The sequence below is a fragment of the Cohnella sp. CFH 77786 genome, assembly GCF_019400745.1.
GTDB lineage: Bacteria > Bacillota > Bacilli > Paenibacillales > Paenibacillaceae > Cohnella.
Window position 1 is genome coordinate 61072 of record NZ_WJIB01000001.1, and the last position, 13905, is coordinate 74976.

Below are 13905 nucleotides of genomic sequence, written 5' to 3' on the forward strand. Positions count from 1 at the left end.
AGCGGGGAGAGTTTGACGAAGTAAAACTCCCTATTACACGCCAAACTCCCTATGTAAGATCAAAAATCGTCGCCCAACCCGGCCGTCGTGAAGTTCTCGTATGTGATTTCTTCATCCGGCGTATTGCGCAGCTCGACGATGCAATCGAACAGATCGTAGTCGTATTCCGACTCCCGCATGAAAATGTCGGGATGCTCGATCACCTTGGTGGAAGGCATCGCCATGATCTCTTTCAGCAAATTGTAATGCTTCTCGTTGGAGCGGATCGTGCTCACGATGCCGTCGATGATGAACACGTTGTTCGGGTTCATCTCCTCGTCCGACAATTGGCTCCTCACCGTCTGCCGCAGGAGCGTGGAGGACACGAACGTCCATCGCTTGTTCGAGCAAACGCTTCCGGCGATGATCGACTCCGTCTTGCCCACGCGAGGCATTCCGCGCAGGCCGATCGTCTGGTTGCCTTCCCGTTTGAACAGCTCTCCGAGAAAATCGACCAACAGCCCCAGCTCGTCCCGGGTGAACCGGAACGTCTTGCGGTCGTCCGAGTCCCTCTCGATGTATCGGCCGTGCCGCACGGCAAGAATATCCGTCAGCCGGGTCGGGCGAAGCTTGTTGACGGTAATGTTCTCCACCTTGGTGAGCATTTTGCCGAGCAGCTCGATTTTTTCCTCGTCATCGGTCTGCAGGAGCATGCCCCTCGCCCGGTCTTCCACGCCGTTGATCGTAAGGATATTCACGCCCAGCATGCCGAGCAGCGAAGCGATGTCTCCGAGCAGCCCAGGGCGGTTTTTATGAATTTTGTATTCCATGTACCATTGTTTCGGTTCCATTGACGCACCTCATCCGATGAACGGAAGAACATTTGATTTTCCTTGATTCTATTTTATTCTACAACGCTCCCCATTCTCCTGCAAAATAAAAAGAAACGATTGCGCCTAAAGTCCTAATACGGTCCCCCTAAACCTTGCGATTGACAGAAAGCCTCCCGAAGGAGGCTTTCGAAGGATCCCGCCAAAAGCCGAATCCCAGACGGGAAGGAATCCGTTTTGTTCGAGGCTCTCGTTTTCGAACGACGTTACTCGTTCCGTTCGGCCAGCTTCACCATAAGACTAGCCATCGCTTGGCGTTCGGATTCGTCGCCAACGTCCCACAATTCCTTCAGGACGCGCTCCTCGTCGTTTTTCGGATCGACCTTGTTCTCGAGGAACTCCCCGATTTCATAAGCCAGCTTCTTGATCGTATCCTCTCCAACGCCCATGCTTTTGGCGGCTGCCACGCGGTCGCCCAAAAACTTCTTCCAGGTTTCGAAATTGTGCAGTACGGTCGACATCGAGCTTAAGCCTCCTTCGCTATTCAGGTCAGCCTACATCTCCCGCCAATACGCGCGGGAAACCAGCTTGACTTTACTATACCCTCGCTAAGGCAGGCTTATGCCGACCAACCGCCGTTGATGCCGAGCACTTGCCCCGTCATGTAGCCCGCTTCGTCCGACGTGAGGAATCGGATCAAATCCGCGACTTCGTCCGGCTGTCCAAGACGACCGAGCGGAATGTCGCGGCAAATCGCAAGGCGGTCTTCTTCGGTAAGCCCGGCCAGCATGTCGGTCTCGATCGCCCCCGGCGCGACGGCGTTCACCGTGACGCCGGACGAAGCAAGCTCCTTGGCCATCGACTTGGCGAAGGCGTTCAATCCGCCTTTGGCGGCCGCATATGCGGCTTCCCCCGAGGCGCCGATGACGCCCCAGATGCTGGACATGTAAATAATTCGTCCCCATCGTCTCCATGCCATCCCGGGAGCAAACAACCGGGTCAGCCGGTAAGCGGCTTTCAAATGAACCCCCATGATTTCGTCCCATGCGTCTTCCCCGCAATCCTCGAGCAGTCCGTAGAACGCCGTTCCGGCACTGTGCACGAGAATATCGGGGGACATTTCCAGGGCCTCCAGGCGATCTTTCAGCGCCAGCAGAGACTCGCCGTCGCGGACGTCCGCGCGGATCGGCTCCGCCCGCACGCCGAGTTCGCGGCATTGGGCGGCCACACGCTGAGCGGCTTCTTCGGACGCGTAATAGGGTATGGCCACGTCGGCTCCGCCCGCGGCCAATCGGCGGGCGGCCGCGGCTCCGATGCCGCGGGAGCCGCCCGTGACGAGCGCGCGCCTATTCAAGCCGTACCGCTCCTGACGATGGAAACGGCGAACCGTTCCTTCGACGCGTGTTCCCGGAGTCTTGCATTGACCTCCTCCGCCGTCAAGCTCTCGATCAGCTCGACGACGCGAAACAGATCCCCGCCCTTGTGCCGGTAGCGCGTAAACTCGCCCGCGATCGCTTCCGGGCTGTTCATCATGCGCAGGAAGGTGCCGATCCGCTTGCGGCGGGTCCGTTCGATCACGCCGGCGTCGATGCCCCGCTCCGCGGCTTCGTACAAGGCACCGCACACCCTGTTTTTCAGCTCTTCGGGATCGCGCGTCTCTCCTCCGATGACGGAGAACGCGAATCCCGGTCCCGTATTGTACTCGTGCCCGAAATTGTCGGAGATCAAGTTGTCGTCGTACAGCTGTTGATACAGCGGCGAACTGGCACCCAGGAGCGCTTCCAGCATCAGCTTGCTCGCCAGCTCCCGGCGAATCGTCTCTTCCCCGTTCGCGGGTCCGGGTTCTTCCTTGAAGCCGAACAGGCATTTCGGCAGCGAAACCGGCAGCGCGATCCGGCGGACTTCCTCCCTTACCTCCGAGGGCTCTTCTTCGAAGAAGCGGACGATTTCGCCGCTTGGCTTAAACGACTTGGCGGCCTGGTTGTTGCGCACGAGAGCCATCGTCGCCTCGGGATCGATCCCGCCGACGACGAACAGCGTCATGTTCGACGGGTGATAGAACGTATGGTAGCAGTCGTACAGCATTTCCTTCGTGATCGAACGGACGGAATCGGCCGTCCCCGCGATGTCGATATGCACGGGATGGCGGCGGTAGAGCGCCTCGATGAGGCCGAAATACACCCGCCAGTCCGGATTGTCGCGGTACATGTCGATCTCCTGGACGATGATCCCTTTCTCCTTCTCGACGTTCTCGTCCGTGAAATATGGATTCTGTACGAAATCAAGAAGGGTCTCCAGATTTTCGGGAATTTGGCGGGTAGCGGAGAACAGGTACACGGTGCGATCGAAGCTCGTAAACGCGTTCGCGGACGCCCCCTGGGCGGCGAAACGGGAGAAGATGTCTCCTTCCGGTTCCTCGAACATCTTGTGCTCGAGAAAATGCGCGATTCCGTCCGGCACGCTGATCTCTTCGCGTCCCGGAGGACGGAAGCGGTTGTCGATCGACCCGTAACGCGTCGTGAACGTGGCATACGTCTTGGTAAACCCGGGTTTCGGCAGCAGGTAAACCTCCAGGCCGTTATCCAGCTTCTCGTGCCACAACGTCTCCTGCAGCTTCGGATACTCCAGCTTCTCCATTAAGCCTTCACCTCCGATCGATAACTCATATGGCGGCCTCGTCTTTGCGATCCCGAAGGAAATAGATCGTGTCCAGCTTGACGCCGCTCGCGGCGGCCACGATCTGATCCGGCGTCACGGCCTCCAAATCGGCGATAAACGATTCCGCGGTCCGTTCCTTGCCGGATACGATCGCGTTGTAATCGAAGCCGATCCGCTCGAACGCGGAATCCTGGATTTCCCGAAGCTGGTTGGAGAGCATCGCCTTCGTGCGGCCCAGATCCTCATCGCCGAATTCGCCCCGCTCCATCGCGGCCAGCTGATCCAGGATGATCCGGACGGCTTTGTCGTAATTCGGGATTTCAATGCCCGATTGGATCGTCATGAGGCCCTTGTGGCCGTCGAGACGCGAAGAAGCGTAGTACGCCAGGCTCGCTTTCTCCCTGACGTTAACGAACAATTTGGAATGGGGAAACGCGCCGAGCAATCCGTTATACAGAAGCAGCGCGGGATAATCGTCGCGGCCGTAGGCGGAGCCGACGCGCAGCCCCAAGTTCAGCTTGCCTTGACCTACGTCCAGCCGTTCTACGATGGTCTGGACTTGTTGCCGGGCCGGATGCAGGACGGTCGGCACATAACCGGAGGGCGTTCCGGACGGCAGACGGAAAGCTTCCGCGGCATACTTCTCGACCTCTTCCAAGCTCGTGTCTCCCGCGACGTACAAATCGAAAGCGGCCTGCCCGAGCCAATCCTGATAATTCCGGAAGAGCGAAGCGGCATCGATGCTGTCCAAATCCTCCTTGCGTCCCATCGCCGGAAGCCGATAGGGCTCCCCCCGGCACAACTCCTCGGTGCATCGTTCCGAAGCATATCGGATTTTGTCGTTGATGACGGCCTCGATGCGTTTGGCCACCGTCGATTTCTCGGCTTCCACGTAACGGGAGCGGAACCGCCCCTCCTCCAGTGCCGGAGCCGTCACGACCTCGCCAAGGAAACGCAGCGCTTCCCGCAGCAAGGAGTCGTCCGAAGACACGAAACGGTCGTTGATCATGTCCACGCGAAATTGGACGACATGGTTGTCGCCCCTCTTGTACAGATCGAATCCGAATCCCGCTCCGTACAATTCGTCGAGCCGCTCCCGGAACGCGATCGTTTCGGGGTAGCTTTGCGTGCCCCTGCGCAGCACGAAAGGGGTGAGCGCCGCCTTGGTCACCCCGGATTCGGTCAGAGGAACGCCCGCGAACAGCGACACCGCGAACGTTTTGAAGCGTTTCGTCGGCAGCACGTGCAGGCGAAGCCGCCCCAACGCGCCGCGTTCAAATCCTTCCGGCATGGTCACTCAAGCCCCTTCTGCGTTTAGTCGCTTCCCTCAATCCATGCGCTTATGCGCAGTCAGCCCCATTCTAACCGATGGGACAAAGGGGAAGCAAATGCTGCAAGTAAAAACGACTTCGTCGTCCTTTTGAACAGAGAAAGTCGTTTTTATCGGAGTGATAATAGAAATACTTCTGTCGATGCATTTCGGAGATGAGTGACCGCTTATGGTGGAAGTTTTTCTAGGTACAGAAAGTTTGTACTTTCCGTAGAACGAATTCGCATTTTACTTTCTGTAACGTTTAGAAAAGCAAAGCAAATTTGATACATTCTGAATCACGATAACCGGGGCGACGCGTCACCGGCAGAAAATGTGCTTGCCGATCGTTTTATATTGCGGGCGGGTCCAAATCCACTTGGAGGTAGCGGTCTCCGGGTTGAAGTAATACAGGCAGCCGTCGGTCGGATCCCAGCCGCTGAGCGCGTCCTTGACCGCTTTCATGGCGGAGGCGTTCGGCGTCAGCCAAATTTGGCCATCCGCCACCGCCGTGAAGGCGCCGGGCTGAAAGATGACGCCGGTCGGCGTATTCGGGAATTCCTCGTCGCGCACCCGGTTGAGGATGACGGCGGCCACAGCCACTTGCCCTTCGTAGGGCTCCCCGCGGGATTCGCCGTAAACGGCGTTGGCCATCATTTTGATGTCTTTGTCCGTAAAGCCGTAATGGTTGGAAGCCGGCAGCGACTCCGCGCGCGACGTTCCTCCGCCTCCGACTTGTCCGGCGCTCGGGGGCAAGTCGGCTGCCGTAGGCTTCCAATCCTTCGTCGCTTTCCAGAGCTTCAGCTTCGTCTTCGGACCGACAACGCCGTCGGCCTTCATGCCGAATTTCCATTGGAACCATTTGACGGCGTTCAGCGTGGTCGCCCCGAATTGGCCGTCGACTTTGCCGTCGAAATAACCGAGATATTTCAGCCTGCCTTGCAGCTCGTAAATGTCTTTGCCGGAGGCCCCTTGCTTCAATATCGTCGTTCCGAACGTTTCCCGGCTGCTTTCCCCGTGCTCCAGTTTGAACAGGGCCAACAAGCCGACCACGAGGCAGAACGTCAAAATCACGAGACGATACCTCACCTTGAGCTCACGCCTTTCTCATTCAACATGGGTTGTCGCCCGTTAGTATGAGAAAGGAGAAAGGCTCTTATACCCAGTACGCGGCATTTGCCCGTCAGGAAGGGATCCTCTGCTGGTATTGCTCGAGCGACATGAGCACTTCCCGCGGCTTGCTGCCTTCGTAAGGACCGACGATGCCTTTGGCCTCCATCGTGTCGATCAATCGGGCCGCCCGGGTATACCCGATCCTCATCCGGCGCTGGAGCAGGGACACGGATGCCTGCTTCGCCTCCAGGATGATTTGCACCGCTTGGTCGAACAGCTCGTCCACGTACTCGTCTCCCTCATCCGGCTCCGAATCGTCGATTTCGGGCACGAGCTCCTCGTTATATTCCGCTTCGGCCTGCGCGCGCGCGTGATTCACGACCGATTCCACCTCGCTGTCGGACAGGAAAGCACCCTGCACGCGGATCGGCTTGGACGCGCCCATCGGCAGGAACAGCATGTCTCCGCGGCCGAGCAGCTTCTCCGCGCCGACCATGTCCAGAATCGTCCTCGAATCCACCTGCGACGACACGCCGAAGGCGATGCGGCTCGGAATGTTCGCTTTGATGACGCCGGTGATGACGTCGACCGAAGGGCGCTGCGTCGCGATGATCAGATGGATGCCCGCAGCGCGGGCCATCTGCGCGAGTCGCGTTATCGCGTCTTCGACGTCGCCTGCCGCGACCATCATCAGGTCGGCGAGCTCGTCCACGATGACGACGATGTAAGGCAGCACGGCATCCGGGTTGTCCCCGCTCAGCATGAGCGCGTTGTAGCCTTCGATGTTGCGGGTCGCCGATTTCGAGAATTTCTCGTAGCGCTTTTCCATCTCCACGACGATTTTCTTGAGGGCGAGCGAAGCCCGCCTCGGATCGGTCACGACCGGCGCGAGCAAATGCGGAATGCCGTTGTACACGTTCAATTCGACCATCTTGGGGTCGATCATGAGGAACTTGACCTCGTCCGGCTTCGCTTTGTACAGCACGCTGGTGATAATGCCGTTGATGCACACCGACTTGCCCGAGCCGGTCGCCCCCGCGACCAGCAGGTGGGGCATTTTGGCCAGATTGCCGATGATGGGCTGACCGGAAATGTCCCGGCCGAACGCGACGGTGAGCTTGGACGGCGCTTCCTGGAACGCCTGCGTCTCTACGACTTCGCGCAGGGTGACGACGCTGACCTCGTTATTGGGCACCTCGATCCCGATGGCGGACTTGCCCGGAATGGGCGCCTCCATGCGGATATCCTTCGCCGCGAGCGCGAGCGCGATATCGTCCGTGAGGCTGACGATCCGGCTTACCTTCACGCCGACGTCCGGCTGCAATTCGTACCGGGTGACGGCCGGTCCCCGGGCCACGTCCAGCACCTTCGCGCGCACGCCGAAGCTTTCCAGCGTCGCTTCCAGCTTGCGAGCCGTGTCCAAGTAATCGTTCGGGTTGCCGGATTTGCTTCCGGCAGCCGGTTTGTTCAGCAAGGAAACGCCCGGCAGCCGGTACGGCTTCGGCTTTTTCGCGGCAGCTTTGGCCGGCGCCGATGCCACGGCTGCATCGCCGGCGGGACCGGCTTTCTCTTCGGCTTCTTCCCCTTGGGGCGTGTCCGTGTCTTCGCCCTCGTCTTCCTCGTTCCATGGAGCTGCCGTAGCCTGTGACTGCACGGTGAAATCCGTGAACCTCGGAGCCGCCGAGGTTCCTTGTTCGGGCGCGGCGGGAGCGGCAGCTCCGGATGCGTCGCGGGCTTCGGAGACACCTGCCGGAGGCATCGCCGTGCGGGCGTTAGGCTGCGGTTTCGCGGCGGCCGGAGCGCCGTTCCACTCCGCCTCTTCTTCGTCGTCCCACGTTTCGTCACGGGGCTCCTCCGCTCCCCGTTCCGGTTTGCCGTGGAACAGTTGGAAAAACAGAGGCGTTTTCCGCGGCTGAGCCGCGTTCGGCAGCTCGTCCATGCCATCGTCCTCCGGAAGCGGATCGGGAACGGCCGGATGCTCGCGTTTGCCGGAAGACGCTACGGGAACGGCTTTCGCCGACTGCAGCTTGCGTCCGGGAGACAGTCGGGCCGCCAACAGCGGCATGATGCGCATCAGGAACAGGCGGATGGATTGTCCCATTTCCACATAGGAGCGGTTCGTGATGAGCAGGAGCGAGATCGCGAACTGTATGTACATGATGAATTTGGCCCCGTAATAACCGAACATCCAATAGAACAGAGAGTATTGGACGGCGCCGAGCATGCCGCCTCCGATATCTTTCTCCCAAGGCTTAAGATCCGCCCGCGCCGCGACGGCGGTCTCGCCGTCCTCCGGCTCGGCCGGCTCTTCCGATCCGGAAGGGTTCAGGACTTGTCCGCTCAGCGCGGATCCCATCTGCCGGATGATATTGGGCGCGCTGACCGAATCCATCGGGGCGAGCCGGCTTTGCGCGAACGAAATCGTGCTCATGAGCGTACAAGCGAGACAGAACAACAGGAATCCGGACCTTCTGGGGGTCCATCCCCTCGGCCATTGCCGTTTCATCATGACGTAGAGACCGATCCAAATGCCGAGCAGGGCCATCAAAAAATAAAACTTGCCGAGCACAAGGCTGGATAAGCTGGTAAGCGCCCATGCGCCGCGGCCTTCGCCGTAGAACGTGATGACGGAGATGGTGATGAGCAGGATGCCGTAGATTTCGTATTTCAGATTGGCTCCGAACGAGGCCCGTTTCTTTTTTCTTCTGGCCAAGCATGCCACCTCCCGGTTCAACATTATACCACAGTCGGCGGGAGGTTGGCAGACGCGGAAACTTACGGCAAATAGGTCGGGACTTCCGGACCTTCCTTGTCCGGATTGGCCTGCGCGGGTTCCGCCGCGTAGCAGACCGTCTGGCCCGGGGAGAACTCCGGCTGCAGGTAGCAGTCGAGCGGCGCGTTCAGCAGCCTCTCGATCCTTCCGATTCCCGGCGCGACCGGGACGACCCGCATCGTGACGCCGCGGATCGTCAGGTCGAGAAAAGGTCCCGGCTCCCGGTTCCAACCGTCGAATACGAGCTCCAGCGGCATCGGCGTATAGAAGCTCATTGGACGACCGCCCCTTGCGTCGTTTTGCGTTCGGCGATCAGCCCGTTCAAATGGCGAAGGGCGTCCCCGAGCCCGCCGACCTCGTCGATGAGTCCGTGTTTCACCGCGTCCGAGCCGATCACCGTCGTACCGATGTCCCGGGTCAGCTCGCCCGTTTTGAACATGAGCTCCTTGAACGTCTCTTCCCCGATCTTCGAATGCCGGGTCACGAAACGGACGACGCGCTCCTGCATTTTCTCCAGGTATTCGAAGGTTTGGGGCACGCCGATGATCAAGCCGCTCAGCCGGATCGGATGGATCGTCATCGTCGCCGTCTCCGCGATGAAGGTGTAATCGGCCGACACGGCGATCGGCACGCCGATCGAATGGCCGCCCCCCAGCACGATGGCCACCTTGGGCTTGGACATGGAGGAAATCATTTCGGCAATCGCCAGCCCGGCCTCCACGTCTCCGCCCACCGTATTCAGCACCATCAGCAGCCCTTCGATTTTCGGATTCTGCTCGGCTGCCACCAGTTGGGGAATGACATGCTCGTACTTCGTCGTCTTGTTCTGCGGCGGGAGCATCAGGTGCCCTTCGATCTGCCCGATGATCGTCAAGCAGAAGACGTTGCTCTCCGTTGCCGGCACGACCGTCTGCCCGAGCTGCACCACCGATTCCACCGCCGCCGAAACTTTGCGCTCGTCGCCCGGATGCAAGCCCGGGCCAGGCTGGTCGCCGGGTTTTTCCATGTTCATGGGACCGATCACTGGATCTCCTCCTTTGGCCATTCATGGCAGGCTTATTATGAGCCAAGGAACAGAAAAAAACCGTTTCCTTCCGTCGGAGACGGTCGAAAACGGTTTTGGCGAGTGTTGGCGGTGCATGCGATCGCTAATCCCTATACTTCCATAATGATTGGCAGGATCATCGGTCTTCTTTTTGTTTGTTCGTACAGGAAACGGCCGAGCGCGTCCTTGACGTTCGTCTTCAGCGACGCCCACTCGTTCACGTTTTCATTCATCAATTTATGCAGGGTGCCGGTTACGATGCGGTTCGCTTCTTCGAGCAGCCCTTCGGATTCCCGCACGTACACGAAACCGCGCGAGATGATGTCCGGTCCGGACAGGATCGTGCCGTCCTGCTTGCTCAGCGTGACGACGACGACCAGGATGCCGTCTTGGGACAGCAGCTTCCGGTCGCGGAGAACGATGTTCCCCACGTCGCCGACGCCGAGTCCGTCGATCAGCACGTTGCCCGCCGGCACTTTGCCGGCTTTGCGGCCGACGCCGTTCTGGAATTCGACGACATCGCCGTTGTCGACCAGGAAAATCTTGTCCTTCTCGATCCCGACGGCCTCGCCAAGGAGACCGTGATGGCGGAGCATCCGGTATTCGCCGTGGATCGGGATGAAATATTCCGGGCGGATCAGGTTGAGCATCAGCTTGAGCTCCTCCTGGCTGCCGTGTCCCGAAACGTGCACTCCGGACACCGACCCGGGTCCGTAGATCACGCTTGCGCCGAGGCGCATCAGCTCATCCACCGTGCGGCCGACGTAGCGCTCGTTCCCCGGAATCGGGGTCGCCGCGATGACGACGGTGTCCCCCGGCAAAATATCGACCTTGCGGTGCGTGGAACGAGCCATGCGGGTAAGCGCGGACATCGGCTCCCCTTGGCTTCCCGTGGACAGGATGACGACGCGGTCGGCCGGAAGCTTGTTCACCTCTTCCGGTTCGATCAGCATGCCTTCCGGAATGTTCAGGTAGCCGAGCTCGGAAGCGATCGTCACCACGTTCACCATGCTGCGACCGATGACGGCCATCTTGCGCCGGGTTTCCAAGGCCGCGTTGATGACCTGCTGGATCCGGTGAACGTTCGAGGCGAACGTCGCCACGACGACGCGCTGTTTGGCGCGCCGGAAAATCTCTTCGAATTCCTTGCCGATGTTGCTCTCGGACGGGGTGAAACCCGGGCGTTCCGCGTTCGTGCTGTCGGACAGCAGGCACAGGACGCCGCGGCTGCCGATTTCGGCCATCCGCTGCAAATCGGCGTATTGCTCGTTCACGGGCGTGTGGTCGAATTTGAAGTCACCCGTATGGACGACGATGCCTTCCGGCGTCTCGAGGCAAACGCCCACCGAATCCGGAATGCTGTGGTTTGTCCGGAAAAAGCTCGCTTTGATCGTGCCGAGCGTAAGAACGGAGTCTGCGTTGATCAGATGGCGTTTCGTGTCTCCGAGCAGTCCCGCTTCCTTCAGCTTGTTCTCGATCAGTCCGAGCGTCAGCTTCGTTCCGTACACCGGGACGTTCAAATGCTTCAGCACGTAAGGCAACCCACCGATGTGGTCCTCATGTCCGTGCGTGACCAGAATGCCTCTCACTTTTTCGCGGTTATCCGTCAGGTACGTGATATCCGGAATGACGACGTCGATGCCGAGCATTTCCTCTTCCGGGAATTTCAGTCCCGCGTCCACGACGACGATGTCGTTCGCGTACTGGATGCAGTACATGTTCTTCCCGATCTCGCCGACGCCGCCGAGGGCGAAAATCAGCAATTTGTCTTGGTTGTTCTTCTTGGACAAGTCTAGTACCTCCATATCATTTCGACGATCCCAACCATATGAAATTGTCAAGTTGCAAATATTGGCCGCACCCAATCACTCGGAACCATTATACATGAAGCGAAAGACCAATTACAAGGCTGCTCCCGCAATCGCCCGGATTGCCGCTCCGTTACGGTTAATGTCCCCATCCCGCCGCCAAAGAAACCGTGCCCAGGATATTTCCGCGCGCCGTTCGGCATGACGGAACGGCGCCGGAGAACGAAAAAACCGATGCCCGAGGCACCGGTTTGATAGGGGTGAACGGTTTAGCCGACCAGCTTGCGGATGAACGCGGCTTCCTCTTCCGTCACGTCCGCAAGAGGTAAACGGACTCCGCCTACGGGCAGGCCGCGGAGCGTCAGCGCGTATTTGACCGCGACCGGGTTCGGCACCGGATGCGGACAATTGAACAACCCCTTGAACACGGGGTACAGCTCCTGATTGATTCGGATCGCTTCCTCGACGCGTCCGGCTTTGAACGAGGCGATCAGGTCCTTCATTCGCGGACCGACGAGATGGCTCGCGACGCTGATGATGCCGTGTCCTCCCACGGAGAGCGCGGGAAGCGTGACCCCGTCGTCGCCGGAATAGAGAATGAAGCCTTCCGGAGCTTCCTTCACGATTTCCGTCATTTGCTCCAGGGACGCGCATTCCTTCGTGGCGACGATATTCGGGATCTGGGCGAGCCGAAGCGTCGTTTCGACCGAAATGCTGGTCACGGTGCGCGACGGCACGTTGTAGAGGATGATCGGCAGCGTCGTCGCCTCCGCGATCGTCCGGAAATGCCGGTATACGCCCTCTTGGGTCGGTTTGTTGTAATAAGGAGTCACGAGGAGCGCGCCGTCGACGCCGATCTCCTGGGCCGCCTTCGTCAAATGGACCGAATGGGCCGTCTCGTTGCTCCCCGTGCCCGCGATGACTTTGCAACGGCCGGCAACGTGTTTCACCGCGAATCGAAACAGGCTGATTTTCTCGTCATCCGTGAGCGTCGGAGATTCTCCGGTCGTGCCGGATACGACGATGGCGTCGGATTGCTGTTCTTCGATCAGGTAATCGATGAGCTTGCCCGTCATCTCCCAGTCGATCTCGAGCTTCTCGTTGAACGGAGTAATCATGGCTGTGATCAATTGTCCGAAATTCATCTGTCTATATCCTCCTCGAGTAAAGACGTCGTTAGATGCAACCCGAACGCGGCATGCAGCGCTTCGAGCGCGTCCGCCATTTCGGCTTCGGAAACCAGAACCCAGATGGTGGTATTGGAGTCCGCGGACTGCAGAATCGATATTTGCCGGTTGGTCAGAGCTTCCACGATTTTGGCCATCACGCCGGGCTCTCCGTTCATGCCGCCGCCTATGACCGACAGCTTGGCGCAATTCTGCCGCACGCGCGGCTCGAATCCGAGTTCGCGAAGCAGCCGGACCGCCTCCGAAGTATCCGTTTCCTTCACGGTGTAGTGAACGCCGCTCGGCATGACGTTAATGAGATCGACGCTGATTCCGTTGGCCGCCATCGCGCGAAACACGCGAAGCTGCAGATCGTACGGCGCGTTATCCAACGTCACGCTGAGCTGCGTCACGCCGTGGAAATGCGCGAGCCCGGTCACCGTGCGGTCGATCCATCCGGGCTGGCGGCGGACGGCTTCCGCATACGTCACGAGCGTGCCTTCCCCGTCGGAGAAAGTCGACCGGACACGGATAGGAATGCCGGCTTTCATCGCGATCTCGACCGCGCGGGGATGGATGACTTTGGCCCCGTTGCTCGCCATGTTGCTGATTTCTTCATAACTCACCACGGGCAGAGGCCGTGCATCTCGGACGATCCGGGGATCCGCGGTCAAGATACCGTCCACGTCGGTGAAGATATCGACCATGGCCGCCCGCAAGGCGGCTCCCAGCGCCGTGGCGGACGTATCGCTTCCTCCTCGTCCGAGCGTGGTGATTTCCCCGTCTTCGGTTCGGCCTTGGAATCCGGCCACCACGACGACCTTCCCCGATTCCAGATGGGAGAGAATGGCGGACGGATTCACGTCCAGAATATGCGCCGAACCGAACCTGGAATCGGTGACGATGCCGGCTTGGCCCCCGGTGAGCGCCACGGCGGGAATTCCCTCGGCGTTCAGGAGGCTGGTCAAGGCAGAAGCCGATATAATCTCCCCGCAGGAGAGAAGCAGATCCTTCTCGCGGGCCGGCAAGCTGTTGCCATTCTGGCGGATCAAATCCAAGAGCGTATCGGTTGCGTAAGGTTCGCCTCGCCTGCCCATCGCCGAAACCACGACGACAAGTCCGCGGCCCGTTTTCCTTTCCCGAACAATATGACGGAGGACGTGGCGGCGGGCTTGCTCATCCGACACCGACGTTCCTCCGAATTTTTGGACGGTAACGATCATA

At 59.5% G+C, this 13905-nt stretch carries 12 protein-coding genes; all 12 read right to left on the bottom strand.

The window, feature by feature from the left end; translation table 11 throughout:
- Positions 1-59 precede the first annotated feature (59 nt).
- Positions 60-830 carry a DUF3388 domain-containing protein gene (locus tag GE107_RS00305; protein ID WP_219637407.1) on the bottom strand — a complete coding sequence of 257 codons (771 nt, stop codon included), beginning with the start codon at positions 828-830 and terminating at the stop codon, positions 60-62.
- A 245-nt stretch (positions 831-1075) separates the two neighbouring features.
- Positions 1076-1330, bottom strand: a complete 255-nt coding sequence (locus GE107_RS00310; RefSeq protein WP_219637408.1) for a DUF3243 domain-containing protein — start codon at positions 1328-1330, stop codon at positions 1076-1078.
- Positions 1331-1428: 98 nt separating this feature from the next.
- The gene (gene ymfI / locus GE107_RS00315) at positions 1429-2163 is read right to left on the bottom strand and encodes an elongation factor P 5-aminopentanone reductase (protein ID WP_219637409.1); all 735 of its coding nucleotides are present in this window, start codon (positions 2161-2163) and stop codon (positions 1429-1431) included.
- Positions 2160-3446, bottom strand: a complete 1287-nt coding sequence (gene yfmH, locus GE107_RS00320; protein WP_219637410.1) for an EF-P 5-aminopentanol modification-associated protein YfmH — start codon at positions 3444-3446, stop codon at positions 2160-2162. Before yfmH ends, ymfI begins: the two co-directional genes overlap by 4 nt.
- A gap of 25 nt (positions 3447-3471) precedes the next feature.
- A complete protein-coding gene (yfmF, locus tag GE107_RS00325) occupies positions 3472-4758 on the bottom strand; it encodes an EF-P 5-aminopentanol modification-associated protein YfmF (protein ID WP_219637411.1) in 1287 nt (428 codons plus the stop codon).
- Between the two features lie 339 nt (positions 4759-5097).
- Entirely contained in the window at positions 5098-5865 is a 768-nt protein-coding gene (gene sleB, locus GE107_RS00330) for a spore cortex-lytic enzyme (RefSeq protein ID WP_219637412.1), read from the bottom strand.
- A 94-nt stretch (positions 5866-5959) separates the two neighbouring features.
- Positions 5960-8626, bottom strand: coding sequence for a DNA translocase FtsK (locus GE107_RS00335; RefSeq protein WP_219637413.1), 2667 nt, complete (start codon positions 8624-8626; stop codon positions 5960-5962).
- 38 nt (positions 8627-8664) lie between these two features.
- Complete coding sequence (locus GE107_RS00340; protein ID WP_219637414.1) at positions 8665-8937, bottom strand: YlzJ-like family protein; 273 nt, start codon at positions 8935-8937, stop codon at positions 8665-8667.
- Complete coding sequence (locus GE107_RS00345) at positions 8934-9674, bottom strand: ClpP family protease (RefSeq protein WP_219637980.1); 741 nt, start codon at positions 9672-9674, stop codon at positions 8934-8936. Before GE107_RS00345 ends, GE107_RS00340 begins: the two co-directional genes overlap by 4 nt.
- A 143-nt stretch (positions 9675-9817) precedes the next feature.
- Positions 9818-11497 carry a ribonuclease J gene (locus GE107_RS00350; protein ID WP_219637415.1) on the bottom strand — a complete coding sequence of 560 codons (1680 nt, stop codon included), beginning with the start codon at positions 11495-11497 and terminating at the stop codon, positions 9818-9820.
- Between the two features lie 287 nt (positions 11498-11784).
- A complete protein-coding gene (gene dapA, locus GE107_RS00355; protein WP_219637416.1) occupies positions 11785-12660 on the bottom strand; it encodes a 4-hydroxy-tetrahydrodipicolinate synthase in 876 nt (291 codons plus the stop codon).
- Positions 12657-13904, bottom strand: coding sequence for an aspartate kinase (gene dapG, locus GE107_RS00360; protein WP_219637417.1), 1248 nt, complete (start codon positions 13902-13904; stop codon positions 12657-12659). Before dapG ends, dapA begins: the two co-directional genes overlap by 4 nt.
- Position 13905 lies beyond the last annotated feature (1 nt).